Origin of the sequence: Saliterribacillus persicus (assembly GCF_003337485.1) — a bacterium.
Lineage (GTDB): Bacteria > Bacillota > Bacilli > Bacillales > Amphibacillaceae > Saliterribacillus > Saliterribacillus persicus.
Genome location: NZ_QPJJ01000007.1, coordinates 1 through 26,107 on the forward strand (window position 1 = coordinate 1; position 26,107 = coordinate 26,107).

Genomic DNA, 26,107 nt, shown 5'->3' on the forward strand with positions numbered 1-26,107 from the left:
TAAAATAGCTGAACCAATAAAAAAATCGCACCTTCCAATTATTTGGAATGGTGCGATTTTTCATTTTTTATACTGAGTTTTGTCCCAGCCTCTTTCTATGGTATAAAGATAGTTATAATTACCCATTATTTTAATCTTTTTTTAAATAACAATGATCAGTTTGTGAAATGTTTGTGTATTAAGATCTATTTTATACTAAATATTATCACGAATTAGACCGATAAGTTAAGAGAGTGCTTTAAATATATGAGGTAATTTGGGGGTATAAATAGTTGAAATTATTAAAAAGAAAAAAGTCAGCGGTTATAACAGAAAAACCTATGGAAGTAGATCGTAAAGATGTTAGGTTGAAAATTGACAAATCCAGTGATTTTTATAAACAAATTCAAATGGTACATTTAAAGCAGGAAGATTTGATCCAGCTACGACGATTAAAACCCTTAGTGGAAAATAACATTCAAGGCATCGTCAATCAATTTTATAAAAATTTAGAACATGAAAGTTCACTTATGGACATAATTGAAGATAATAGTTCCATTGAAAGATTAAAACAAACACTTACGGTACATATTCAAGAAATGTTCAACGGGCAAATAGATGATGCCTTTTTAGAGAAACGCTTAAAGATTGCTAACATACATTTTAGAATCGGTTTAGAGCCTAAATGGTATATGTGTGCTTTTCAAGACTTGCTATTCTCCTTAATGAAACTTATAAATAATCACACTGAAAGTAAAGAAGATTTTTATTTAGCGATAGATGCTACTAGAAAATATTAAATATTGAGCAGCAACTCGTATTAGATGCTTATCATCAAGAAGTAGATAATATGTATAAAAAGCAGGAGCAAGAAAAAGTAGAGCTTCACGAGAAAATTCGTGATACCTCAGAAGAACTTGCTGCGATTTTTGAACAAACGAGTAGTAATATACAAACTTTAATGGTTAAGTTAGATGAAATTGTTGAGTATTCTAAACAAGGTACAGAGACATCTGCGATTGTGGAAACATTGTCAAATGAGAGAAAAGTTGATTTAGATGTTCAGCAATCCAAAACAAAGCAAATTGACAATAAAGTTGTACAAATTAAACAGGAAACATCAAGTTTACTGGAAGTTTCTACTCAAATAGAACATATCGTCGAAATGGTTACTGGAATCGCAGACCAAACCAATTTGTTAGCACTGAATGCTGCGATTGAAGCTGCTAGAGCTGGAGAACATGGAAAAGGATTTGCTGTAGTAGCTGATGAAGTAAGAAAATTAGCAGAAGAAACAAAGGATTCTGTTGCAAACTTAACAGGACTAATTGAGAAAACCAATAAGCAAGTTGAGACAGTTTCTGTTTACGTTGATGAAGTACAAGTATCTGTAACAGAAAGTGCAGATAATATGACTGAAATAAATCAATTTTTTGAAGATATCGTATTGAAAATGAATGAAAGAAAAGATCAGAGCAATGCAATGGAGAATGAAATACATACATTTTTTGAAAGTTTGAGTGAAGTCAATCAAGCTTTGGGGAAGGTAACAAATTCTGTTGATGATTTAATTGAGACAGTAAATAAAGGTTAAAAAAAGCAAAACCTCTACGTGTTATTAGAGGTTTTGCTTTTTTTATTGCTCTCCTGTCTTATTTAAACCATTCTACCTTAAAAATTTAATGTGTATGTCGTAATCGCAAAATGTTAAGCCAAGCCTCATTAATCATGATTCAATGAGGCTTTCATATACTAACAGTAACTCAGAATGAGGAGAGTGACTGGGAATGAATAATAAAAAACAATTAGCAAAAGCAATTGATGATATTACTGAAATCGCAAAGGGATTTGGTTTAGATTTTTATCCCATGCGTTATGAAATATGTCCTCCAGAAATTATCTATACTTTTGGTGCGTATGGTATGCCAACGAGGTATTCCCATTGGAGCTTTGGTAAACAATTTCATCGAATGAAGATACAATATGATTTAGGACTTAGTAAAATTTACGAGCTGGTCATTAATTCTAACCCCTGCTACGCCTTTTTATTAAACTCGAATAGTCTTATACAGAATAAATTAATTATTGCGCACGTATTAGCTCATTGTGACTTTTTTAAAAATAATGCTAGGTTTGCCTATACAAATAGAAATATGGTTGAAAGTATGGCAGCTACTAAAGAGAGGATTCAAGAGTATGAAAAGTTGCATGGGGAGAGCGAAGTTGAGGCCTTTATAGACGCTGTTCTTGCTATTCAAGAACATGTTGATCCTAATTCGCATCGATTAAAACCGTTAGCTAAAGAAGAAGAGATATCTCCCGGTAAATCAGAATATGATGATTTATGGAATTTAGATACAAAAAAGAAATATACAAAGGATCTCGTTAAAAAAGTAAAAAAACAGAATTCAGAAAAAGATATCTTACTTTTTTTAGAAGAGTATAGCCCAGAACTAGAAGATTGGCAGAGAGATATTTTAACGATGATGAGGGAAGAAATGCTATATTTCTGGCCACAGCTTGAAACCAAAATAATGAATGAAGGATGGGCAACGTTTTGGCATCAGAGAATTTTAAGAGATTTGGATTTAAATGCTGAAGAATCACTAGAATTTGCAAAATTACATGCAAATGTCGTGCAGCCATCAAAAACTTCTATTAATCCATATTATTTAGGTGTGAAGCTTTTTGAGGATATTGAAAATCGATTTGAGGATGAAAAAGAAGGAAGAGAGAAATTATTTGAAATTAGAGAAATAGAATCTGATATTTCGTTTTTGCGCAATTATTTAACAAAAGATTTTGTAGAAAGGGAGGATTTATATCTTTTTCAGAAAAAAGATGATAAATATACAATTGTTGATAATGAGTGGAAACAAGTGAGGGAACAATTAATACAATCGAGAATGAATGGTGGATTTCCATATATAACAGTTGAAGATGGTGATTATAATAAAACTGGTGCCTTATTTTTAAAGCATCAATACGAAGGTATAGAACTGGACCTACCGTATTTAGAAAAAACCTTACCTTACTTTTATAAACTATGGGGAAAGCAAGTGGTTATGGAAACGGTGGTTGAGGATAGGTTATATCACTTTACTTATGATGGGGACAATGTGAGAAAAAGCAAAGTGAACTAACAGGAAAAATGAATTCTTCTATAGAATAAAGTACAAGAGGTGATAATATGATCGCTGTACTTTATGGTTTTGCAGTTTTAGTAAGTTTACTAGGATTCATTTTTGGAATTTTTAGTGGTTCCCTTCTATTGTTTTTTGGTTTTTTTCTTGGAGGAATAATAATTGCTACACTTTTTGTTGCATTAGCGCGTGTTTTAGAGCGACAAGAGTTAATGATTCAAATATTGGAAACTTGGTTGATGGAGAAGAATAGGAATAATAAAGAAACCCAGAAAATTTGTCCTCACTGTCAATCTGCTCATGATGAAAAACTAAAATCCTGCCCTATTTGTGGTTTTAGATATTAAAAATAATTGTCTCGTGATGGACAATTCACCTTACCTATCTTTATACATAAATTGATAAAGATAGGAGGGAGATTAATGGATTTTGAAAATAACGATCAAAATTATTATTCACATGAAGATGAAGAATTGCGACAGTTTCAAGGATTTCCACCAACATCAGGAGGTCCATTTATGAATCAACCACAAACACCTCAAGGATTTCCGCCAGCATCAGGTGGCGCATTTATGAATCAACCACAAATGCCTCAAGGAATGATGCCACAGCAGGCACCACCGGACATGATTCCTATGCAAATGCAACAAAGTGCTAGTGTGATGGCTGTTGACCCTGGAGCAATTAGAGGCTGTCTTTACAGATACACCTATATTTGGATGCGGGGTGGACACTCATTCTGGTTCTTTCCAGTATTTGTTGGAAGAAGATCCGTGGCAGGATATCGCTGGACTGGGTTTAACTGGATCTATTTTGGTGTAGACGTAAATCGCATTAATTCGTTTAGTTGTATGTGAAAAAGAGCAAATCGCCTCATCGCGATTTGCTCTTTTTGCTTAATCATCAAATGAAAAATCAATGATGGGTGGCGTGATCTATTGATTCCTGTAAAATTTTCATAACGTGTTCATCATCTGGCGAATAGTAAATCGTTTTGCCATCTCTACGATATTTAACAAGCCGCAAATTTTTCAAAAATCGTAATTGATGGGACACGTTGGATTGGTTTAATTCTAATTGTTGAGAAATAGCATTAACTGAAAGCTCTTCTTGATATAATAAGTGTAAAATTCGAATCCTTGTAGGATCGGCTAGTGCTTTAAATGTTTGCGAAACAAGAAAAAGTGTTTCTTCATCTAATATGGAATTGGATTCTGACATAATTACTCCTCCGCTTCTTTGTTAATTACAACAATTTTCATGATCTTTAATATTGCTTGTTGTCCCCTCCATTTGAATAGTGGTGTGATTGAGTGAAAAATTCTCATGTAAAAGTGTGGAGGCATTTTGTAATAAATGATCTCTATCGATATTTTCCTCCACTACTAGATGACAGCTTAATGCTGGAAAATTAGATGTAATTGTCCAAACATGTAGATCGTGAACATTTTTTACACCCACAAGTGTTCGTAGTTGCTCTTCTACTTGATGGAGGTCAATATTACTCGGTGTACCTTCCATTAAAATGTGGAGAGAGTCCTTAGATACACGGTAACCGCTAATTAATATTAAAAAGGCTACGATTACACTTGCAATTGGATCCGCAATATTCCAACTGAAAAACATAATGAGTAATCCTGCAATGATAGCACCCACAGAGCCTAAAAGGTCCCCTAAAACATGAAGTAAAGCACTTCTCATATTCAAATTCTCTTTTGTATCACCACCGCTCATTAAAATCCAAGCGACAACTAGATTGATAATAAGTCCGATGATCGCTATCCAAAGCATAGCTCCATTTACAGATGGGGGCTCTTGGAATCGGTGGTAGGCTTCCCAAAAGATATAAATTGCAATGGCTAATAAAGTGATCCCATTGATAAATGCAGCCAGAATCTCAAAACGCTTATATCCAAAGGTTTTTTGTTTGTTTGCTGCCTTCTCACTTAATTGAAATGCAAATAAACTTAGTCCAAGAGCAGCCGCATCACTGAGCATATGCCCTGCATCTGAAAGGAGGGCCAAACTATTTGTCAATAAACCGCCTATTACTTCTACAATCATAAATGTGAAAATCAAAAAGAAACTTATCAATAATGTTTTTTTATTACCTGAGTGATGGTGATGCCCATGATCATGATCATGTGAATGACCCATTTTCATTCCTCCTAATATCAATACATATGAACATATATTCATATTATAAGGTGAATATTTATAAATTACAAGATAATTTTGGAAACGAATGATTAAAATTGTATATAGTTTGATAGAAGAATTTTTAAGGAAATAATTTGTTAATATTGGATACTACTAAGAAAGTTGTAAAATAATATCGAAAAATTTGAATAATTTCAAAAAAATCTTTCCATTATCTAGTTAATTTGTTATAATTAACGAATAAATGACATTATATAACGAACGACGTGGTTCAAAAGCATCATTTTTTTAATGAAATCTATTTTAGGGGCAATGTGTATGGTATTTGATGGAATTCTTATATCGATATTAGTGGGTTTTTTTCGAAAAGGTAATTTGAAATTTTTAACTAAACCATTATTTAAATGGGGATGGATTTTTCCGATATTATTAGTAGTACAATTTTTAATTTTTAATTTTCAAAATGACATTGCTTGGATTGCACAAGTAAGTCCGTGGATATTTATGAGTATCTATATTATTGGTTTAATATTTTTGTGGAAAAACCGCACACTTAAAGGATTTAATTTTATTTTAATAGGTGTTTTTTTGAATTTTATCGTAATGTTTTTAAATGGTGGCAGAATGCCAGTTTCTGAAGAAGCTGCAGTTGTTCTAGACCCTTTATACATAGATGCACTTAAGACGGAATTATATGGAAAGCACATGTTATTAACCGAATCAACCAGACTTCCTTTCCTTGGAGACATTATTCCTATTACATCGCCTTACCCGAAAGACCAAGTAATAAGCATAGGGGATGTAATAATGAATATAGGAATTTTCCTATTTATCCAGCAAGAAATGTTGGAAAATAGAAAAAGTTCCGCAAGAACATTAGAACCAGCTAAAGGAGGTGTGCTATAATGAAAAAAGTCCTATCTTCAAAAACAGGAGTAAAAGCAACAGGAGTTTTAATTAACGCAATTATTTTGGGTTCACTTATCATCGGATTAACTTCCGGATTTAGAATTGGTGGACACTAAATTTGAATAGGAAGAGTCTTTACTCTTCCTATTTCATATTCAAAGTGGGGTTTTATTTATGAAAGAAAAGCTATCATACAGTACTATAATATACGTTTTAATTGTAGCTATAGTTGGTATTAGTATGTTTTCATTTTTTGGTGGCTTAGTATTTGACTCACTATCTGACTGGGTAATCGGATATACCTTAATAGCGAGTGGTCTAATCCTTTGTTATTATAAGATTCAGTTGCCCCCACTTACCAATAATTTATCCTTGGATACCTCGATTTATTTAGCTTGCTTATTCATGTTTGGTTTAGAAACTGCACTTATCGTTTTATTTTATGTAAGTATCATTTATATTTTTATGGATAATAAAGTTAAATGGTGGATGGATCTTTTTAATTTTAGTTCTTATACATTTATGCTGGTCCTCACTTATTATACTTTCGTAGGTCTTGGTGGAACAACTGGTGCAATATTAATCGATGACATTTTTGCATTCGCTGGAGCATTTAGTGTTTATTTTATAAGTAACTTGTTAGTAGTAGCAATTTATTTCCGATTGCATGACGAAGTGAAATTGCATATTGTTTTAAAAGATATGCTAAACGGCACAATAGAAACATACATAACAACCTTATTGTTATCGCTTGTATGCGGATTATTAATACAGTCTGCAGGATTTTTTGGAGTAACATTATTCGTAGCTATCACTGTAATCCTCACTTATATATTTAGACAACATTTTGATTTATATAAAAAGGTTCAAAAGAAAGCAAATAGTGACCATTTAACTGGTCTCGTTAATCATGGACACTTCAAGGAACTATTAGAAGTGGCTATTGAAGAAGCTGAGCATAACAATCTTCATTTAACTTTAGCAATGATTGATTTAGATGATTTTAAAAAATACAATGATTCTTTTGGTCATGTTCAAGGGGATCGGCTTTTAGTACATTTCGGGGATACACTAGCTAATGCTAGTAGTGATGAAGACTATATTCTTGCTCGCTATGGCGGGGAAGAGTTTGTTATTTTATTTAAAAATACAGAGCAAGAAAGAGCAGCAAAATTTATCGATGTACTTAGAAAAAGCGTGAATGATACTTATTTTGAGGGAGTAGAAGTATTGCCCTATGGATGTCTTTCTTTTTCAGCAGGAATTGCTGAATGGCAGGATGATATGGAAAACTATACAAACTTATTAGATCATGCGGATCAAGCGATGTATTATGCTAAATCTCAAGGTAAGAACAATACACATATTTTTGGGAAAGAAATGGAGATTGTCAATTTAGATACACCACTCGAAGAAATGGAACAACAGTTAAAATTATTTCGTGCTCGCGACATTTACACGTATCGACACAGTAAACGAGTATTTAAATATGCAGTCGAGTTTGGGAAATGGCTCAATTTAGATGAGTATGAACGTAAAGTGCTTATGTTAGGTGCACTAATTCATGATATAGGTAAGCTAGAAGTTCCTCGAGAGGTAATTAATAAAAAAGGAAAACTAACGGAGCAAGAATGGAAGCTCATTCAGAAACATGTGGAGTGGGGAAAAGAAATCGTTAGTTTGAATGCAGAATACGAGGATATACTGCCTCTAGTAGAACTGCATCATGAAAGATATGATGGTGCTGGATATCCGAAAGGCTTGAAAGAAGAAGAAATACCAAAGCTTGCTCGTATTTTATGTGTCGTTGATTCCTTCGATGCAATGACAACAGAAAGGCCTTACCAAAAAACCAAAACATTTGAAGAAGCAATTGATGAAATTAGTCGTTGCTCAGGTACACAATTTGATCCGTATTTTGCAAAAGAATTTATTGCTTATATTTCTAAAAACTATTTAAGTGATTCTATGCTAAGAACTGTATAAAAAAAGCCATTGTTTTTCTAATAATAGAAAAACAATGGCTTTTATTGTGGGTAAGGATTATTGCATTTATTCTTGAAAAGATGTCACTTGAGTTGAAGTATAAAAATGATAACGGCAAGTGCAATTGTAACCACACTAACAAAAATTAGCGAATATACTTTGGATGTATTTGCTGCTTGGATTTCATTCCATTTGGTTGGTTTAATCCCGCTTACCCAAAATACAATGATGGCGGATAACAAAATTGCCATAACGTTCACAAGCAGTAAAAGAGAGGGGGTACCTACAAAGTTCCATGCTCTATCTCCAATAGTCATTCCTAATACTACAGCCGGTGGCAATAATGCTACAGATACCATCACACCTACTAGTGCTTCTGACACTCTTTTGATAAAAGATAAAGCACCTGCTGCTCCCGCTGCTATCGCCACAATGATATCCATTAATTCAACATTTGTACGTGCTGCAAATTCATGACTATTATATGGGAGCGGAAAAACAAAACCGAAAATAATCGCAATGAAAATTGGTAATGATAGCCCATAAAATGCAGTTAGACTAGACCTTTTCATTAATTTGAAATCTCCCAAAATGGAAGAAAAGGCGATCGCGGTAAAAGGTCCAATAAGTGGAGCAATCACCATTGCACCGATTACTATTGCTGCGCTATCCTTTACAATTCCAGCGGTAGCAACGATAGAAGAAAGAACTAGCATCCAAGTGAAATTGATGGTAACTTTGCTGGAATTTCCAACAACGCTGTATAATTCTTGTCTGCTTGCACGAATAATTTCGGCTTGATTATCTTCCTCATCCTCTTCCTTTGTCGAGTCGTTTTGAACTGGCTCTTCATCTTCTTCAATACGGGGAATGTAAGTAGATATATTATATAATAGTGCCCTCGTATCGTCCGACTCTCCAGCTTGTTTTTCAAGGAAATTTAATACTTCTTCAGTGTAGCGCTTATCTATCAACACTTTAATTAACATCTCTTCTTCAGAAATGCTCGTTGACCATTTCTTTAAAATATCAAATTCTTCTAATTTTTCTGATGTATATTCAAATTTTTGAGTAGGAATATATACTTCAACTAATTGGAGCTCCATAGCCTTTATCCCTTCTAATTAGCAGGTAGCCTTAGTGTTCATAAATCATTTTTCTAGTCATTCCACCGTCTATCACAATATTTTCGCCAGTAATGAAGTTGTTGTTAGGATCTGTTAAAAATAAACAAGCTCTAGCGACATCTTCTGGTTTTCCTACACGTTTGGAGGGATGCTGTTTATGATCTATGTCTCTTAAATCCTTATAGTCACTAGTTGCAATCCAACCGGGACTGATGGCATTTACTGTTATTTCTTTTTCTTGTAAGGTGATCGCCATCGCATGTGTTAAAGCGAAAATACCACCCTTACTAGCTGCGTAGGCTTCTGTATCAGCCTCGGACATAAAAGCTCTAGTAGAAGCAATATTTACAATAGCAGCATGTTGCATATGCTTGGCAGCCGCTTGTGTGCACAAGAATGCTGCTCTTAGATTTGTATTTAGCACGTCCTCCCATTCTGCAACAGTAACATCAAAAAAAGACTTAAAGGTAGATACTCCTGCATTATTGATTAGAATATCTATATGTTTGAATTTTTCTAACGTAGTATCGATTAGTCCTTGTATAGCTTCAGGGTTTTTCATATCAGCTTCAATAAAATGGATATTTGAAAACTCACTTGCCATTACTTCCCCGTTTTCTTGATCGACATCTGCAATGATGACAATTGCACCTTCTTTCTCATATTCCTTTGCAATCGCTGCACCAATGCCGTTTGCTCCACCGGTTACGATGACTACTTTTTCATGATATGTCATATTTAATTCTCCTCCATTTGATTTGGAAAATATAATTTTATTTGGGTTCCTTCATTTAATGTACTGATGATTTCAATTGTTCCATCATGCATATCTACTAGTTCCTTCACAATAGATAAGCCTAAACCTGTTCCGCCACTCTTTCTAGATCTTGATTTGTCCACTCGATAGAACCTCTCAAAGAGAAAAGGAATATCTTCTTCTTTAATTCCAATGCCTGTATCTTCCACAAAGATTTCTAAACCTGAAAGGTGATTTTTAAGGCATACGGTAATCTTCCCCTTTTCTGTGTACCGTATAGCATTTTCGATTAAATTGGTTAAAATCTGTTCCATTCGATTTTCATCAGCATAAAGAAGTGCTGTAGAACCATTTGCTTTTAAAGCAATAGATAAACCCTTTTGTTCTGCTTTAAATTGAATTTTATTTATAATTTTTTCTGTTAATAATTTAATATCTATATCTTTCATTTCTAAATCAATTTTACCTTCTTCGATTTTGGATAAATCCGTTAGGTCATCTAATAAATTATTTAATTGATTTGTTTCATTTTCAATAATTTCTAAATAGGTTTCTTTCTCTTTTTCATCCTGGTATAGCTTTTTGCGAATAGCCTGTGCATATCCCTTAATATAAGTTAAAGGTGTTTTAAGCTCATGGGTTATATTTGCGAAGAATTGACTTCTATTTTCTTGATACCTCAATAATGTTTCAGATAGGTGATTTATTCCGCGTGCAAGTGATCCAATTTCATCATCTGCCGTGTAATTAATTTGAGTGTTAAAATCTTTTTTCGCTGCCAACCTTTTAGTTACCTTTTCCATTTCAATTAGCGGGGTAGCTAATCGCTTTGTTAAAAAGAAAGTAAATCCAATTGCTAGTAAAACAGCTCCTAAGCTAGCTAATAAGATTAACGTGATGATATATTTTACCGAGCTACTTAATTGATCCAGAGAAGAAAATAAATAGACACTTCCTATACTAGTGCCCCCGTTTAATATAGGTTGACCCACAATAATATAAGAGTTTTCTTCAATGGTGTATTCTTCCACAAATGTATGGCCAGGTTCTAAAAGAGTGTCAGATTGCTGTGATAAGGTATCGATTAAATCTTGGTTGGTTCCCGCTGTTTCCATTACAGACTGACCATTTTGATCAAATATAATCGCTCGTGTATCTGTCATTTCATTAACATGCTCAAGTAATAATAGGTTTTCCCTATTATCAAGTGTATCAATCTGTTCCGCATATTTTTGAGCGAGTAACTGCAATTGGGCTTCGGTTTCATTATAGGAGTAGTTTAGAATCAACTGTAAAATTATATACCCTAAAGGAATTAAAACAATCAATTGCAAGAAAAGTATAGTAGCACCAAGCTTAAAAACGATGCTATTTATTTTCATTATTATCACCTGGAATAAACTTATATCCAACGCCCCATATGGTTTGAATTGGCTGATAAGAGAGAGCAGATTTTTTGAATTTATCTCGAATATAACGCACGTGCGAGTCTACAGTTCGCATATCAACAACATCATCAAAACTCCAAATCTTATCTAATAACTGTTCTCTGGTATATACCCTATTAGGATGAGATGCTAATAAAAATAGCAAATCAAATTCTTTTGGTGTACATTTTAATTTTTCTTTTCCTACGGTGACTTCACGCGCTCCCGCATCAATAATTAAATTTTCGAAAACTAACTTAGTATTTGAATTAAAACTTTTCTTATCTTTGTTTTGACGTCTAAGTTGCACCTGTATCCGAGCTAATAATTCATCAGGCTCAAAAGGTTTTACAATATAGTCATCAGCACCTATTGATAGACCTTCCACTTTTTGCTTTGTTTCATTTAGAGCTGTTAATAAAATAATTGGTAAATCGGGTGAAACTGCCTTAATTCTTTGGCAGGTTGTCAGTCCATCCATTCCTGGCATCATAATGTCTAACAGGATGATATCGATATTTTTTTCAAAAACCATATGAAGTGCTTCTTTTCCATTACTTGCTTCTATAATTGTAAAGTCACTTTGCAAGTAAAGCTTAATCATCGAACGCATTTGTTCCTCGTCATCCACTATTAATAAGGTTTCTTTTGTCATATTTTCACTCTCATTTTTTTGAAGTAGTTTCTATTTAGATATTAAAGAAAAACATGGCATTAGTAAAATGTATTGACTAGCTATTATTTTACTAAAAGCAAAATAATCCGTGTCTATTAGCTTTCGTGAATATGTGAACATTTTATGACAAGTATTCAATATTCATACTTTCATCAAATTTATATGTGAAAATAAATAACAGTCCGGTTAAGGTTTATACACATATTAAACAATAAAGTATATAAAGTAGAATTTTCCTTTTTGAAGAACATCGCTAGACAGATTTTTCATTATTAAAAGTAAAAGAAAAAGGTTTTAATTTGCTAGTAATTGAGAGTAAAACAATTTTTTTGAATAGAGAACAAGGAGAAGAGAGGAGTTAACCGATGCTTAAATTTAAAAAAGGTATGTACTATTTGCTTCTATTAAGTATGCCCCTATTTTTAGCAGGATGTGAATCTAAATTAGTAGTTTTTGATCCTCAAGGGCCAATTGCACGGAGTTTAACAGATTTAATTTTGTTTTCCATTATTTTTATGGCTATTATAGTGCTTGTTGTATTTTTACTATTTGGTGTAATTGTCTGGAAGTACCGTGCGCGTCCAGATAATAAAGATTATGAACCTCCTGAAGAAAAAGGGAGTCATGTTTTAGAGATCATTTGGTTTGTTATTCCAGTTCTAATTGTTATTGCTTTAATGATTCCTACAGCAATTACGATTTATGAGGTGGAAGATATCCCTGAAGGGTATGAAGATCAAGATCCGCTTGTTGTCCACGTTACTTCTGCAGATTGGAAATGGATATTCAGCTATCCTGAACAAGATATCGAAACAGTAAACTATCTTAATATACCGGCTAATAGAGCAATTCAATTTAAAATGACTTCTGCTGGTACGATGCAATCTTTTTGGATTCCCTCTTTAGGCGGGCAAAAATATACAATGGCAAATATGCAAACCAATTTATTTTTGGTTGCAGATAAACCAGGGTCATATATGGGAAGAAATACAAGCTTTAATGGTAAGGGTTATGCTCATATGGAATTTGAAGTCTTAGCACAATCACCAAGTGACTTTGATGAATGGGTAGAAGAAGTGAAAAATACAGCTGACCCATTAGAAGAAGAAAAGTATGCTGAAATATTAAAGCCTGGTGTTATTGGAAGAATGACCTTTAATAACACTCACTTAGATTGGATTGATCATGCGCATGGTGGTTCAGATCAGTATATTGATTCCGAACTATACCGAATCACGCATGGGGATGAAGAACATGAAGAAACAGATGGACATGAGGATTCAGAAAATAAAGAGGATACAAATGAAGTAGAGACAGAAGAAGAAGCGGATGTTCACGGAGATAGTGGACATGACCAATAAGATAGGTGGTGAGTGATATGTCATTAGATGAATTTTTTGTAACAGGTGATCCGTTAATATTAGCATCTCAGATTGCAATAGGCTTAACAATGATAGGGCTTATCGCACTTGTAACATATTTGAAAAGATGGAAATGGCTATGGAGTGAGTGGTTTACAACGGTAGATCACAAGAAAATTGGTATCATGTATATTCTTGCAGGGGTACTCATGTTTTTCCGTGGTGGGGTAGATGGATTAATGATGAAAGCTCAAACCTCTAGACCTAACCTAGAATTTTTAGATGCTCAGCATTATGATGAAATTTTTACTACGCATGGCGTGATTATGATTTTATTTATGGCTATGCCGATGTTAATTGGGATTATGAACGTAGTTATCCCGCTTCAAATCGGTGCACGAGACGTTGCTTTTCCAAAGTTAAACGCGCTAAGCTTTTGGTTGTTTTTTGTAGCAGCGATGTTATTTAATGTATCGTTTGTTATTGGTGGTTCACCGGACGCGGGTTGGACATCGTATTTCCCGCTAGCAGGTAAAGAATTTACACCGGGTGTTGGGAATAACTATTATGCGATAGCTCTTCAAATAGCAGGTATCGGAACTTTAGCAACGGGTATTAACTTTATCGTAACGATTGTAAAAATGAGAGCACCAGGTATGACATGGATGAAAATGCCAATGTTTACATGGACATCTCTTGTAACGTCTATTATTATCGTAGCGGCATTTCCTATCTTTACGGTTGCCTTAGCTTATATGACGTTAGATCGGTTATTTGGCACACACTTTTTCACAGTTGCAGCTGGAGGAGATCCAATGCTATGGCTGAATCTATTTTGGCTATGGGGACATCCTGAGGTATATATTGTAGTTTTACCAGCGTTTGGTATGTTTTCAGAAGTAATCGCAACATTTGCCCGTAAAAATTTGTATGGGTACAAATCAATGGTATTTTCTGTTGTTGGGATTGCATTTTTAAGTATGCTTGTATGGGTACACCATTTCTATACAATGGGAAATAGTGCATCGGTAAATACCGTGTTTTCCTTAACGACGATGATGATTGCTATTCCGACAGGTGTTAAAATCTTTAACTGGCTCTTCACACTTAGAAAGGGTCGAATTGAATTTTCGAATGCCATGCTTTGGTCGTTGGCATTTATTCCTTGCTTTACTATTGGTGGGGTAACAGGAGTAATGCTAGCTATGGCGGCAGCAGACTATCAATACCATAATACTATGTTTTTAGTAGCACACTTCCACTATGTTTTAATTCCTGGTGTTGTGTTCGCTGTATTTGCTGGCCTTTACTATTGGTGGCCAAAAATGTTTGGGTTTAAATTAAGTGAAAAAATTGGTAAATGGCATTTCTGGTTGTTTGTAATCGGGTTTAATTTAACATTTATGCCGATGTTCTTTGTTGGTTTAGACGGAATGTCTCGTCGTATGTACACTTATTCAGAGGGATTAGGCTGGGAAGGTTGGTTAGGTTTCTCAGCAGTAGGATCTATTGTTATGGCTGCAGGTTTTGCGGCACTTTGCTATAACATCTATTGGAGCTTCCGTTATGCACCAAGAGATATCGGAAATGACCCTTGGAACGCTCGTACACTTGAGTGGGCTACTGCAACACCAGCTCCACACTATAATTTTGCTAAAATACCTGAAGTAACACGTTTAGATCCATATTGGGATATGAAGAAAAAAGGGGAAACAGGTCTGAAAAAATCAGATTTAAAACCCGTGCATATGCCAAGTAATTCATGGACACCGATCTTTTTAGGCGTTGCATTTGGTGTGGTAGGTTTCTTCTTAGTATTTGAATGGTTCACTTTAGCGATAATTTCTTCTATAGGTATTATTATTGGGCTCGTAGCAAATAGTTTTGACTATGATGAAGGGTACCATATACCAGTGGAAGAGTTAGAGGAAGAAGAAAGAGCATGGAGAGGTGATTTAAAATGACGGCACACACAAGTGCGAATGTACCATTAGAATATCAAACAAATCAAAATCAAATGAATATTCTCGGCTTTTGGATCTTTCTTGGTGCTGAAATTGTTCTATTCTCTACGTTGTTTGCTTCATATTTCGTGCTTGAACACAATACAGCGGGAGGACCAGTCGGTCATGAGATTTTTATTTTAAAAGATGTCTTAATCGAAACCTTTCTTTTATTAACAAGTAGTTTCACATGTGGTTTGGCTATACATGCCATGCGAAACAACAGTAAAAACGGTCTGATGTTTTGGACTATAATTACCTTACTATTTGGACTTGGCTTTTTATATATGGAAATAAATGAATTTATCCATTATATCCATGAAGGTGCGACAATACAAACAAGTGGTTTTACAGCTGCATTCTTTACCTTGTTAGGTACACATGGTGCACACGTATCCTTTGGTATCGTTTGGATTGCGTTGTTGCTTATTCAGCTAGCTAAAAGAGGAATAACCCAAGTAACAGCACGAAAATTCTTTATTGCAAGCCTTTATTGGCACTTTTTAGATGTCGTATGGATATTTATTTTTACGTTTGTTTATTTGAAAGGAATGGTGATGTAGGATGACTACAGTAAAACACGGATTTCCTTGGAACCATTTAATTGGCTTTGTGCTCTCCATTCTATTAACGTTATTTGCTGTATTTATTGCCTTTGAGACAGATTTTTCAAAAACAGTTATCATGTGGGTGATTGGTACACTAGCAATTTTCCAAGCGCTTATTCAGCTATTTATGTTCATGCATATTACAGAAGGTAAGGAAGGCATGCTAAATGTTATTAACATTATTTATAGTATTTTCTTAGCCTTAGTAATTGTGTTTGGATCCATTTGGGTATTAACTAGTGGTCACTCTGCTATTCATTAATAAGTGAAATTCTACCTGCTCTTGTGTTTACAGAGCAGGTATTTTTTTGCGCTATTTTGGCCATAGTGTAGGTAGCAGTGAGCGGTTAAGTCACATGAAAACTTACAGAAATTGAATCTATCTGATTAGGAAAAATATGGTATGCTTAAAGGAGACTTATCCAATGAAAAAGGAGGCACTACCAATGAAAAAACTGGTTGTAGTAGGACTGAGTGTATTAACTTTGGTTGGATGTGGTATGGGAGATAGTAATAGCTCAAGTGAAACAATCGAAAAGATCGAGGCGAAAGTAGCAAGTGAGAATTTAGATAGTGGAGAGACGACGTTAACAATTCCCGCTGAAATTGCAGCAGTTATAGGACAAGATATGAAAGAACCTCAGGCACAGGCCAAAGCAGAGGGACTGAAGGAAGTAGTTGAAAATAAAGATGGTAGCCTAACGTATACAATGAGTAAAACACAAGTAGATGAACTGAAGAAAGGCATCACCTCACAAATGGACCGAGCGCTTCAAGCGTTAAAGGATAAGGAAGTATATCCCTCGGTACAGGATATATCAATGAATGATTCCTTTTCGGAGCTTATTGTAAAAGTTGATGCAACGAAATTTGAAGGAAGTTTGGCTGAGTTTACGATTAAAAGTATAGGGATGCAGGGATTGTTACCTCAGGTTATAGAAGAGAAGGAAGCTAAGATGACCCTTACAATTGAAGATGCTAAAACAGGAGAGGTAATCGAAAGCATTCAATACCCGGAAGATGCGGAGTAATAATAGAGAAATAATAAAAAGATAGCAGGGACCTAATATCCTTAGCTATCTTTTTTTAGTGCGTTATTTACAAGGTATATCCAGTTTTGTTTTTCATCCGCTTCGATTGTCTTCCATCCTAATGACTTAGCTGTAGCTAAGTTCGTATTCTTATCATCTACAAATAATATTATATTAGCATTAGGAAAATTCATTTGCGCTTTTTGAAATATTATTTCGTCTGGTTTTAAGGCACCAACTTCTGAAGAAATTGTTTGACTAGAAATATAAGATTGATAAGGATGAAGCATGTTTTCCAACCATTCTTTTCGGTGGTTACTTAAAATATGGACCGAAGCAAACTTGGACCATTCAGGTAAATATCGGATAGCAGGAAGTTCTGTTAAACATGATTTTAATGTTTCCTCTAAATCAATTATGGATAAACTCGTAATACTTGAAAGCCAACTGAAAAATCTATCGATGGTACACGCTCCAGTCCACAGGCTATCATTGATCTCTACTTTATATTGGGATCGTATTTCTGTATAATTAATAGAGCTTTTTGTTGAAACATCTATCCAAAATTGATCAAGGTTTTTAGCTAATACTCCTCCTACATCTAAGACTAGTGCAATCTCTTTGTTCATAATATAGCCACCTTTTTCTAATAATTTTAAATATGTATAAAAAATACTTGTTAATCGCAACCATATCTATCATAATTCAAAGATAGGAAATAAAGAGAGAAAGAGGTTTTTAACATGATAAATAAAAAAATGGTTACATTTATAGTTGCTCTCATACTAGCAACACCGATTACAGCCTTTGCACATGTGAAGTGGTTTGCAAAGGTACCTGCTGAAAAAATACCGATCGAGGAGATATTGTCACCCTTCTTCCTTACATTTGCATTAATTGTAGCAATAGTTTTAGCTGTATTGTCACAAGTAATGGATCATCTATTACGGATACCTTGGGCAGATAAACTAGATAAATATTTGAATAATTTAAGAAAGTATTCCAGATATATTTTAAAATATGGAACGGCTTTAGCTTTTATTATACAACTTTTATCCAGTAGCATGTTTGCACCTGAATTTGTCATAACAGAAATGTGGCAAACTATCGTGATGGCAGGGATAATTGTAGCTTTATTAATTCCACATCATTTTGCTACAAAAATTGGTGCTGCTTTGATGCTTGGGCTTTTTATTAGTCTATGGAATGAATATGGCTGGTTTTATATGCTCGATTATGGTTTTTATGTAGCCATCATCTTTGTGTTATTAATTGGAAGTACGAAAATAGAGGGATGGGGATTTCCATTTCTATACCTTGGTACAGGCTTAAGTCTTTGCTGGGTGGCAGTTGAAAAATGGGTTTATCCAGGAATGACAATTGACATAGTAGCAAATCATGGTGTGCCGACCTTTGGGTTTGATCCAGTCACATTTATCATCATGGCCGCATTCGTAGAATTTATTGTTGGTTATTTGTTAGTAGTGGGAATTCTAAACAGGATTTTAGGCTTAGTGGTTACTGTTATTTTTATTCTGACTACCATGCTATTTGGCGCAACTGAAATTGTTGGACATGCGATGATTCATATTGTGCTTATCATTTTCATCATTGAAGGTGTTTCCTTTTATCATCCACCGATTAAAATGCACAGAACGAAATTGGATCAAATGATTTTTGTTTTTCTTAATTTTATTTTTGTATTAGCTACCTTTTTATTAGTATATTATCGTTTTGCATAATATGTCGAAAAATTTTACAGTAAAGCTCAAATAAAGTAAAATATACGTATCTATACAATTCTGATGCGTAAGAAATAAATCAGTTGGAATGGGGCATAGTGATGAAAAAAATAGCTTGGGTAACAGATAGTACATGTGGGTTGTCCAAAGACTTCACAGATAAGCATGACATTTATATTTTACCTTTAAATGTAATTGTAGATGGTAAGACGTATAAAGAAGATATTGATTTATCAAAAGATGAATTTTATGCATTACTCAAACAACATGGGGATAATGCAAAAACAAGTCAGCCAGCATATGGTGATTTTGTAACCCTGTATGAAAAATTAAAAGAAGAATATGATGGTGCGATTGCCATTCACGCGTCTAGTCAATTAACAGGCACCTATCAAAGCTCGATTAGTGCTTCAGAAATGGTTGGTTTTGAAGTGGAAGTAATTGATTCGAAAATAGGCGATTATGCACTTGGTAAAATGATAGAAAATGGAATTCAGTTGTTTGAAGAAGGCAAATCCTATGAAGAAGTTATTCAGGTAATGCGTACCTATCCAGAATTAGGTGAAATGTTTTTATTACCGGCTAATTTAGAGCAATTAAAGAAGAGTGGGCGTGTGAGCACGACACAGTCTATTTTTGCTAGCTTGCTCCACATTAACCTAATCCTCGGCTTTGATAACGGTAAAGTTATTATTTATGATAAAGTACGGATTAAGAAACGCGCACAGAAAAAAGTTATTCAATTAATGGAAGAAGCAATTAAAAAGCATAGCATCAAAGAGATAGCTATTTCACATGCGGGTGTAAAAGAGCAAGCGCATAAATGGAAAGAAGAGATTGAACAAATACATCAAAATCTTAAAGTTCGCGTGCAAACTCTAGTCCCTGTGGCCGGAGTTCATACTGGTCATGGAACCATGTGTATCTCATGGCTGCGCAGTAAATAAACATATATATCAGAAGATAGTCAAACCGTTATAGGTGAGACTATCTTCTTTTTATTTAAAAATAGAGAAGCTCAATACGGTTTTAGCACGAATCTTGGAAAGTGACAATATTTAATGTAAAGTATAGATAAGAATAATTTGATTGAAAAAAGAGAGGAAGTTACAAATGGGACAAGCTTTTGATACAAAATCTGTGCATTTATCAAAAAAATTTAATCAAGACTTACATAGTAAAACCACCCCAATTTATCAAACATCCGCATTTAAATTCAAGGATCTCGATGACATTGAAAAATTTTATGCTGGAGAAAAAGAATATTTATATTCCAGAGTAGGCAATCCAAATCCAGACGAATTAGCTGAAGCAGTAGCAGAATTAGAAGGCGCGCCAGCTGGGTTAGCAAGCGGCTCCGGGCTATCTGCTATTTTGCTTGGAATTCTGTCTGTTGCAAAAGCAGGAGATAACATTCTTTGTTCTAGTGATATCTATGGTGGCACCTATGAATTGTTTGCTAAAGAGTTACCTGATTTCGGAATATCTGTAACGTTTCAAGACTTTAATCAAGATTTTGAAGCAGCTATTGAGGAAAATACCGTCCTATTATATTCTGAGTCGGTGACAAATCCATTACTTCGTGTAGAAAATTTAGAGTATATTGTAAGAATTGCTAAAAAGCACAAACTAAAAACAATGATTGACAACACTTTTGCCACTCCTTATCTTGTAAATCCTTATCAAACTGGAATCAATTTAGTTGTCCACAGTGCGACAAAGTATTTGGGAGGGCATAGTGATATCACAGCAGGCGTGCTGGTAGGTGATGAAGAACTTATTACACATGCGAAACAAAAAGGTGTAAATTTAGGCACTGCTTTAAGTCCTATGGAGGCATGGTTAACAGTAAGAGGTTTAAAAACCTTAAGCGTAAGGATGGAGAGACATGTGAAAAATGCACAGAAGCTTGCTGATGCATTAAAACAACATTCATTAGTTGATAAAGTATATTATCCTGAACATGTTTCTGAAAAAGGAAATGGAGCCATTGTATCGATTGATATAACTGAATCATGTAATGTAGAAACATTTTTTAAAGTCCTAGGATGGGTGAAGATTGTTCCAACTTTAGCGGGAGTAGAAACTTCTGTCTCTTATCCAATTGCAACCTCACACCGTAATTTAAGCAAAGATACACAACAAGAATTAGGAATTACAAAAGGTTTAGTGCGAATCTCAGTTGGAATAGAAGATGCTACGGATATTATAGAAGCTTTTTCAAATGCCATTGAAAAGGCTAAATTATAGAATTTAATAAGGGAGGATGAAATCATGAAATTAGCACTTATAACGGGTACATCAAAGGGATTAGGAGAAGCTACTGCAAAACTGTTAATGGACCTTGGGTACACGGTTGTGGGTTTTGCAAGAAGTGATAACAAGGATTTGAATAAGTATCATGCAAAAGGTAGCTACCACCATATTTCATTAGATTTGTCTGAGGTTGATAAAACGGAAAAAACGCTAAAAGCATTTACCTCAAATTTAAACTATGATCTAATATCGGAATGTGTAATCATTAATAACGCAGCGCTCGTGCAGCCGATTGAGCAAGTAGGCAAACAGTCTACTACTTCTTTAAAGAAGCATGTACATGTAAATTTATTAGCACCGATGCTTTTCACCAATCATTTCTTAAATGTTTGGGGAGATAATATAGACTTAAAAATCGCAAATATAACCTCAGGAGCTGCTAATCGTTCGGTTTATGGCTGGAGTGCATATGGAAGCACAAAAGCTGCGTTAGACCGTTATTCTGATACCGTAGCAATAGAACAGGAAGAATTAGAGAATAAACATAAGATCATCTTATTTGATCCTAGTATTATGGATACAGGAATGCAAGGAGAAATTCGTTCTGCGGATACATCTCAATTTAAAGAGGTGGAGAATTTCAAACAATTAAAAATCGAAAATCGTTTAAGAAATACTAATATCGTTGCAGAAGTATTAGTAAAAATACTTCAAAACGAAAACGAATTAAAAAATGGAGAATATTATTCCATTCATGATTATGTAAAAGAATGAATAGGATAGAGAGTCTGATATAGTTAAACACCCATTTTTGAATATGCCCATACCTTTTTATATAAAATTCATACGTTATAAGTGAATCACAAAAGGAGGGATTAAGAGATGGGTGCAACTTATAATTACGGCTCTGGTTTTGCTTTAATCGTGGTGTTGTTTATCTTGTTAATCATTATAGGCGCTTCTTGGGGCTATGGATCTTATTAATTAATAGCTAAGAAGAAACTAGCTGATGAGTATATTTTTTCTCATCAGCTATTCTTCTGCCTAATGTAGTACTTACATATTAAAGCATAGCTGATTCATTTTCGTTCTAAATGTGATAAAATGACTAAGGAATTCAAGTTTACAGTTTGATTTGTAGCGATTTAGATAGAAAGGAAGAAGAATATGATTACTCGAAAAAGCAAACGTGAAATAGAAATGATGCATGAAGCGGGAAAATTATTGGCTTCCTGCCATAAAGAAATTGCAAAAAGAATGAAACCGGGTGTGACAACTAAACAAATAGATGATTTTGTAGAGTCATTTTTAAAAGAAAATGGTGCTACACCAGAACAAAAAGGTTATAACGGATATGAATATGCAACATGTGCTTCCATTAATGATGAGATATGTCACGGTTTTCCTCGTGATGAGAAATTAAAACAAGGTGATATTGTTACCATTGACATGGTATTTAATTTAAAAGGCGGGTTAGCAGATTCAGCTTGGACCTATGTAGTAGGCGACCCTGATGAAAAAACTAAGAAGCTCCTAGACGTAACGAAAGAATCACTTTATAAAGGGATTGAGCAAGCAGTAGCTGGTAATCGTATCGGTGACATTGGACACGCGATTCAACAGTATGCTGAAGCAGAAGGGTTTAGTGTTGTTCGCGATTTTACAGGTCATGGAATCGGTCCGACCATTCATGAGCCTCCTCATATCCCACACTACGGATTAGCTGGAAAAGGTCCTCGTTTAAAGGAAGGTATGGTTATCACAATTGAACCAATGCTAAATGAAGGTAAATGGCAAAGTAAGATGGATGATAACAAGTGGACGGCGCGTACGATAGATGGAGGAAGGTCAGCTCAATTTGAACATACCATTGTAATCCAAAAGGATAAGCCATTAATTCTAACAGATCAAGATGAAGTATAAGGGTTGATAAGTCAAAGGGGTAAATGGTATGGAAACGTCATTTGAAAGAAACAAAAGAGCTATTATTCGTGATGGATTGATAGCAGGCATGCCTATAGTAGTTGGATATCTTCCAATTGCGATTGCGTATGGGGTTCTTGCTAAGCAATCTGGTTTAACGTTAATGGAATTAACTGGCATGAGTCTCTTAGTGTATGCTGGTGCTGCGCAGTTTATGGGAGCTGGCATGATCGGACTTGGAACAGGTGCAATTGAAATCATCATTGCTACCTTCGTGTTGAATTTTAGACATTTTGTTATGAGTTTATCGCTCATGAATCGCATTAGAATATTTGATAAAAAGTGGAAGCTGCCATTAGCAATGGGACTCACGGATGAAACATTTTCTGTTGCTTCCATATACGGAAAGCAATTTAATAACAAAAATGGACAGTATTTTTATCTGACGATGATGTTATCAGCTTATTTATCATGGGTACTCGGTTCTTTATTAGGCGGCTTACTTGGAGATGTGATTCCACACTCACTTAGTCAAAGTATGGGTGTCGCATTATATGCAATGTTTATCGGCTTATTAGTACCCTCTATTCGCAAGGAAACGAAGATTGTCATCATTGCAGTTATTGCTATGGTGTCAAATTTTATTGCTACTCCGTATCTCGGACAGGGATGGTCGATCGTACTAGGAACGATTGTTGGTGCCATAGCCGGAGTATTTGTGCTTAGGGAGGAGGGACAAGCGTGATCTGGATAATTATTATTGGCATGGCGCTTGTCACGGTTATACCTCGCATTCTTCCAGTTTTCATCGTAGAATCAGTTACTTTTCCAAAATGGATGGAGAAAATGTTAGAGGCGATTCCGTATGCTGCCCTCGGCGCCCTAATTTTCCCTGGTATAATGGGAGTTATACCAAACAATGCCTTTGCTGGAATAGCTGGTGGGGTTGTTGCAATTCTTTTGTCTTATTTTCGAATGCACATCATTCTTGTTGTGTGCGGAGCCATTGCAACTGTGTTTTTAATCTCTAGCTTGTAAGAAAAGGAGAATAAATGATGATACAGAAGATTAGAGCAGCCACGAAAGAAGATAAAGTGGCAATTGCTGAAGTACACGTACAAAGTTGGAAAGCTACTTATCAAGATTTAATTAATGAGCAAGATATTTCTAATACTACCGTTGATCATCGGATAACACTTTGGGAAACTGTTTTAAGTCTGCCGAAAGAACGCCAACCTGTCTTTGTTATGGAAGTAGCTGGGCAGATAATTGGATTTATTTCTGGTGGAAGTGAAAGAACGAAAAGATTTGGAATTGACGGGGAAATATACGCGATCTATTTACTTCCGGAGTTTCAACAAAAAGGTATGGGAAGAGAGTTATTGCGTACTTTCGCAGAAGAAATGGACAAGCTTGGTTACCGTTCTCTTCTTGTGTGGGTGTTAACGCAGAATCCATCGAATCAGTTCTACATTAAATATGGTGCTGAAAAAATAGAGGAAGAAGCTACAACTATTGGTGAGGGTACATATCAGGAAACAGCATATGGATTTAAGGATATTAGAAAATTATTAAACAATTTAAAAGTATAAATAAAAAAGCAAGGATGAATTTTATCATTCTTGCTCTTTTTTTATGGATTGATTAAATGGTTCAATATGAATATGTGCATGTGGAACGTGAAGATCAGCTTGAAGTGTTTCTTCAATTTCATCAGATATATCGTGACTTTCTTGTACCGTTAAAGTTGGATCAACATAAATAGTCGCCTCAATAAGTGGTTGATTGGCGTGCAATCTACCTTTTATATCCTTTACGCTTTCTACCTCAGGGTGAGCGCCAATGCTTTCTCTAATTGTTTCTAGTTCATCTGCGTCGAATCCATCCGTTAAAGTATGGGTAGCATCCCAAAAGATGTGCCAAGCTGTTTTACAAATGATTAGTCCTACTATGAATCCCGCCAAAGGATCTAGCCAGTACCAATGCAATTGAGCCCCAAATATCCCTATAGCAGCACCAATACTGACATAAGCATCTGATTTATTATCTTGAGCCGCAGCATGTAGTGCGGAGCTGTTAACTTTTTTTGAAAGACGTAAATTGTACCGGTAAATGATAAACATCACAACAGCAGCTGCTACAGCCGTCCATGCTGTTAGCATATCAGGCTGATGATACTCGCCACTTATAATCGAACGGAATGTTTCCACAATAACCTGTAAACCAATGAAAACCATGATAAATGCAGCTACAAGAGAGGCAATCGTTTCTGCACGGAAATGTCCGTAGTGATGGTCTTTATCAGGAGGTTTACGAGAAATTTTCAGTCCAATCAAAACAGTAACAGAAGCGATGACATCAGTCGTATTATTTAACCCATCTGCTCTTAGCGCGGCTGAGTTTCCGACCTCTGCTATCGTAATTTTAACTGTAGCTAAAATAAGATATGCAATAATACTAAGCCATGCACCCTTTTCAGCTTTTTTATATTTTTCATACTGGTTCATTTTGAAAGCTCCTAATCGAATTAAAAGAGTATGTAAAGCGTATCAAAAGCTTGTCTCTTCGTCTAGTTTTAAAAATTTAATATTTAATTAGTATATATGGTTTACTTTATCCAAAATAAGGGAAGTGTATTATAAATATTCAGAATATTTTTTATAAAATGATTGCAATCCTGCTGTAAATCTAGGATAATAAAAATAAAGGAACAGGGGGCGTGTTCCATGAAAAAACAAAAAGTAAATTATAGGTTAAGAACTTTTACGAGTAACAAGCATCTTAAATTGATTGCAAAAAGAGAAGTTTCTTATGAAATTAAGCTAGCGTCACAGCTTATACTTGATGAGCTATGTTTTAGTTGGAATCATGCACGCTTAGAGGAAGATATCAACCAGTCCATTGATGAGAAAAATGAAGAAAAATTTAAAGAATTAAGCGAATCTTATAATAGTTACATTTGGGAATACTGATACTTAGTACATCCAAGGGTAAGCATCTTAGTAAGTATATAGAGGGA

At 34.7% G+C, this 26,107-nt stretch carries 30 protein-coding genes; 22 read left to right on the forward strand and 8 right to left on the reverse strand.

Translation table 11 applies throughout. The features are described 5' to 3' along the window. The first annotated feature begins 272 nt into the window (after positions 1-272). The 5 genes from DFR57_RS09085 (at position 273) to DFR57_RS18465 (ending at position 3,979) form a co-directional block, all read left to right on the forward strand. Entirely contained in the window at positions 273-779 is a 507-nt protein-coding gene (locus tag DFR57_RS09085) for a protoglobin domain-containing protein (protein WP_114352839.1), read from the forward strand. A gap of 50 nt (positions 780-829) precedes the next feature. Next, the gene (locus DFR57_RS09090; RefSeq protein WP_114352840.1) at positions 830-1,573 is read left to right on the forward strand and encodes a methyl-accepting chemotaxis protein; all 744 of its coding nucleotides are present in this window, start codon (positions 830-832) and stop codon (positions 1,571-1,573) included. Between the two features lie 187 nt (positions 1,574-1,760). After that, positions 1,761-3,122, forward strand: coding sequence for a SpoVR family protein (locus DFR57_RS09095; protein WP_425450965.1), 1,362 nt, complete (start codon positions 1,761-1,763; stop codon positions 3,120-3,122). 47 nt (positions 3,123-3,169) lie between these two features. Further along, complete coding sequence (locus DFR57_RS09100; RefSeq protein ID WP_114352842.1) at positions 3,170-3,469, forward strand: hypothetical protein; 300 nt, start codon at positions 3,170-3,172, stop codon at positions 3,467-3,469. A gap of 75 nt (positions 3,470-3,544) precedes the next feature. Then, the gene (locus tag DFR57_RS18465) at positions 3,545-3,979 is read left to right on the forward strand and encodes a hypothetical protein (protein WP_245937431.1); all 435 of its coding nucleotides are present in this window, start codon (positions 3,545-3,547) and stop codon (positions 3,977-3,979) included. Positions 3,980-4,037: 58 nt separating this feature from the next. On the opposite strand, the gene DFR57_RS09110 is transcribed toward DFR57_RS18465, so the two are convergent. Both DFR57_RS09110 and DFR57_RS09115 read right to left on the reverse strand, forming a co-directional pair. Continuing rightward, complete coding sequence (locus DFR57_RS09110) at positions 4,038-4,343, reverse strand: ArsR/SmtB family transcription factor (RefSeq protein WP_114352843.1); 306 nt, start codon at positions 4,341-4,343, stop codon at positions 4,038-4,040. 21 nt (positions 4,344-4,364) lie between these two features. Then, positions 4,365-5,279 (reverse strand): cation diffusion facilitator family transporter, encoded by a 915-nt coding sequence (locus DFR57_RS09115; RefSeq protein WP_114352844.1) that lies wholly within the window; start codon positions 5,277-5,279, stop codon positions 4,365-4,367. Between the two features lie 321 nt (positions 5,280-5,600). On the opposite strand from DFR57_RS09115, the gene DFR57_RS09120 reads away from it, so the two are divergent. Together DFR57_RS09120 and DFR57_RS09125 are read left to right on the forward strand one after the other, a co-directional pair. Continuing rightward, positions 5,601-6,188, forward strand: a complete 588-nt coding sequence (locus DFR57_RS09120) for a DUF5317 domain-containing protein (protein WP_114352845.1) — start codon at positions 5,601-5,603, stop codon at positions 6,186-6,188. 177 nt (positions 6,189-6,365) lie between these two features. Then, on the forward strand, positions 6,366-8,177 hold the full coding sequence (locus tag DFR57_RS09125) for a bifunctional diguanylate cyclase/phosphohydrolase (protein ID WP_114352846.1): 1,812 nt from the start codon (positions 6,366-6,368) through the stop codon (positions 8,175-8,177). Positions 8,178-8,260: 83 nt separating this feature from the next. On the opposite strand, the gene DFR57_RS09130 is transcribed toward DFR57_RS09125, so the two are convergent. Genes DFR57_RS09130 through DFR57_RS09145 form a run of 4 tightly spaced genes read right to left on the reverse strand, consistent with a single transcriptional unit; the run spans position 8,261 to position 12,143 of the window. Further along, positions 8,261-9,283 (reverse strand): TIGR00341 family protein, encoded by a 1,023-nt coding sequence (locus tag DFR57_RS09130; RefSeq protein WP_114352847.1) that lies wholly within the window; start codon positions 9,281-9,283, stop codon positions 8,261-8,263. Between the two features lie 31 nt (positions 9,284-9,314). Beyond that, on the reverse strand, positions 9,315-10,040 hold the full coding sequence (locus DFR57_RS09135; protein WP_114352848.1) for an SDR family NAD(P)-dependent oxidoreductase: 726 nt from the start codon (positions 10,038-10,040) through the stop codon (positions 9,315-9,317). A gap of 2 nt (positions 10,041-10,042) precedes the next feature. Next, positions 10,043-11,443: a sensor histidine kinase gene (locus DFR57_RS09140; protein ID WP_114352849.1), complete on the reverse strand. Its 1,401-nt coding sequence runs from the start codon at positions 11,441-11,443 to the stop codon at positions 10,043-10,045. Further along, a complete protein-coding gene (locus DFR57_RS09145; protein WP_114352850.1) occupies positions 11,430-12,143 on the reverse strand; it encodes a response regulator transcription factor in 714 nt (237 codons plus the stop codon). The genes DFR57_RS09140 and DFR57_RS09145 overlap by 14 nt, the downstream gene beginning before the upstream one ends. Positions 12,144-12,529: 386 nt before the next feature. Here DFR57_RS09145 and qoxA point away from each other — a divergent pair, with 386 nt between their 5' ends. The 5 genes from qoxA to DFR57_RS09170 all read left to right on the forward strand — a co-directional run bounded on the left by qoxA (position 12,530) and on the right by DFR57_RS09170 (position 17,167). Then, positions 12,530-13,525: a cytochrome aa3 quinol oxidase subunit II gene (gene qoxA / locus DFR57_RS09150; RefSeq protein WP_114352851.1), complete on the forward strand. Its 996-nt coding sequence runs from the start codon at positions 12,530-12,532 to the stop codon at positions 13,523-13,525. Positions 13,526-13,542: 17 nt separating this feature from the next. Further along, positions 13,543-15,489: a cytochrome aa3 quinol oxidase subunit I gene (gene qoxB, locus DFR57_RS09155; protein WP_114352852.1), complete on the forward strand. Its 1,947-nt coding sequence runs from the start codon at positions 13,543-13,545 to the stop codon at positions 15,487-15,489. Beyond that, positions 15,486-16,091, forward strand: a complete 606-nt coding sequence (qoxC, locus tag DFR57_RS09160; RefSeq protein ID WP_114352853.1) for a cytochrome aa3 quinol oxidase subunit III — start codon at positions 15,486-15,488, stop codon at positions 16,089-16,091. Before qoxB ends, qoxC begins: the two co-directional genes overlap by 4 nt. Position 16,092: 1 nt before the next feature. Beyond that, entirely contained in the window at positions 16,093-16,398 is a 306-nt protein-coding gene (gene qoxD, locus DFR57_RS09165; RefSeq protein WP_114352854.1) for a cytochrome aa3 quinol oxidase subunit IV, read from the forward strand. 184 nt (positions 16,399-16,582) lie between these two features. Beyond that, positions 16,583-17,167, forward strand: coding sequence for a hypothetical protein (locus DFR57_RS09170; protein WP_147269782.1), 585 nt, complete (start codon positions 16,583-16,585; stop codon positions 17,165-17,167). 41 nt (positions 17,168-17,208) lie between these two features. On the opposite strand, the gene DFR57_RS09175 is transcribed toward DFR57_RS09170, so the two are convergent. Beyond that, entirely contained in the window at positions 17,209-17,796 is a 588-nt protein-coding gene (locus DFR57_RS09175) for an HAD family hydrolase (RefSeq protein ID WP_114352856.1), read from the reverse strand. A gap of 114 nt (positions 17,797-17,910) precedes the next feature. On the opposite strand from DFR57_RS09175, the gene DFR57_RS09180 reads away from it, so the two are divergent. The 9 genes from DFR57_RS09180 (at position 17,911) to DFR57_RS09220 (ending at position 24,680) form a co-directional block, all read left to right on the forward strand. Further along, a complete protein-coding gene (locus DFR57_RS09180; RefSeq protein ID WP_114352857.1) occupies positions 17,911-18,909 on the forward strand; it encodes a DoxX family membrane protein in 999 nt (332 codons plus the stop codon). Between the two features lie 101 nt (positions 18,910-19,010). After that, a complete protein-coding gene (locus tag DFR57_RS09185; protein ID WP_114352858.1) occupies positions 19,011-19,856 on the forward strand; it encodes a DegV family protein in 846 nt (281 codons plus the stop codon). A 166-nt stretch (positions 19,857-20,022) separates the two neighbouring features. Further along, the gene (locus tag DFR57_RS09190; RefSeq protein ID WP_114352859.1) at positions 20,023-21,159 is read left to right on the forward strand and encodes a trans-sulfuration enzyme family protein; all 1,137 of its coding nucleotides are present in this window, start codon (positions 20,023-20,025) and stop codon (positions 21,157-21,159) included. Between the two features lie 24 nt (positions 21,160-21,183). Next, entirely contained in the window at positions 21,184-21,939 is a 756-nt protein-coding gene (locus DFR57_RS09195) for an SDR family NAD(P)-dependent oxidoreductase (protein ID WP_114352860.1), read from the forward strand. Positions 21,940-22,047: 108 nt separating this feature from the next. After that, on the forward strand, positions 22,048-22,149 hold the full coding sequence (locus DFR57_RS09200) for a YjcZ family sporulation protein (protein WP_114352861.1): 102 nt from the start codon (positions 22,048-22,050) through the stop codon (positions 22,147-22,149). 183 nt (positions 22,150-22,332) lie between these two features. After that, positions 22,333-23,088 (forward strand): type I methionyl aminopeptidase, encoded by a 756-nt coding sequence (map, locus tag DFR57_RS09205; protein WP_114352862.1) that lies wholly within the window; start codon positions 22,333-22,335, stop codon positions 23,086-23,088. A gap of 28 nt (positions 23,089-23,116) precedes the next feature. Further along, entirely contained in the window at positions 23,117-23,833 is a 717-nt protein-coding gene (locus DFR57_RS09210; RefSeq protein WP_114352863.1) for an AzlC family ABC transporter permease, read from the forward strand. After that, on the forward strand, positions 23,830-24,126 hold the full coding sequence (locus DFR57_RS09215) for an AzlD domain-containing protein (RefSeq protein ID WP_114352864.1): 297 nt from the start codon (positions 23,830-23,832) through the stop codon (positions 24,124-24,126). Before DFR57_RS09210 ends, DFR57_RS09215 begins: the two co-directional genes overlap by 4 nt. Before the next feature lie 17 nt (positions 24,127-24,143). Further along, a complete protein-coding gene (locus DFR57_RS09220) occupies positions 24,144-24,680 on the forward strand; it encodes a GNAT family N-acetyltransferase (RefSeq protein WP_245937432.1) in 537 nt (178 codons plus the stop codon). 24 nt (positions 24,681-24,704) lie between these two features. Here the strand turns inward: DFR57_RS09220 and DFR57_RS09225 are convergent, their stop codons facing one another. Beyond that, the gene (locus DFR57_RS09225) at positions 24,705-25,595 is read right to left on the reverse strand and encodes a cation diffusion facilitator family transporter (protein WP_114352865.1); all 891 of its coding nucleotides are present in this window, start codon (positions 25,593-25,595) and stop codon (positions 24,705-24,707) included. Positions 25,596-25,814: 219 nt separating this feature from the next. Between DFR57_RS09225 and DFR57_RS09230 the strand changes: the two genes are divergently transcribed. After that, complete coding sequence (locus DFR57_RS09230; RefSeq protein WP_114352866.1) at positions 25,815-26,060, forward strand: IDEAL domain-containing protein; 246 nt, start codon at positions 25,815-25,817, stop codon at positions 26,058-26,060. The last annotated feature ends 47 nt before the right edge of the window (positions 26,061-26,107 follow it).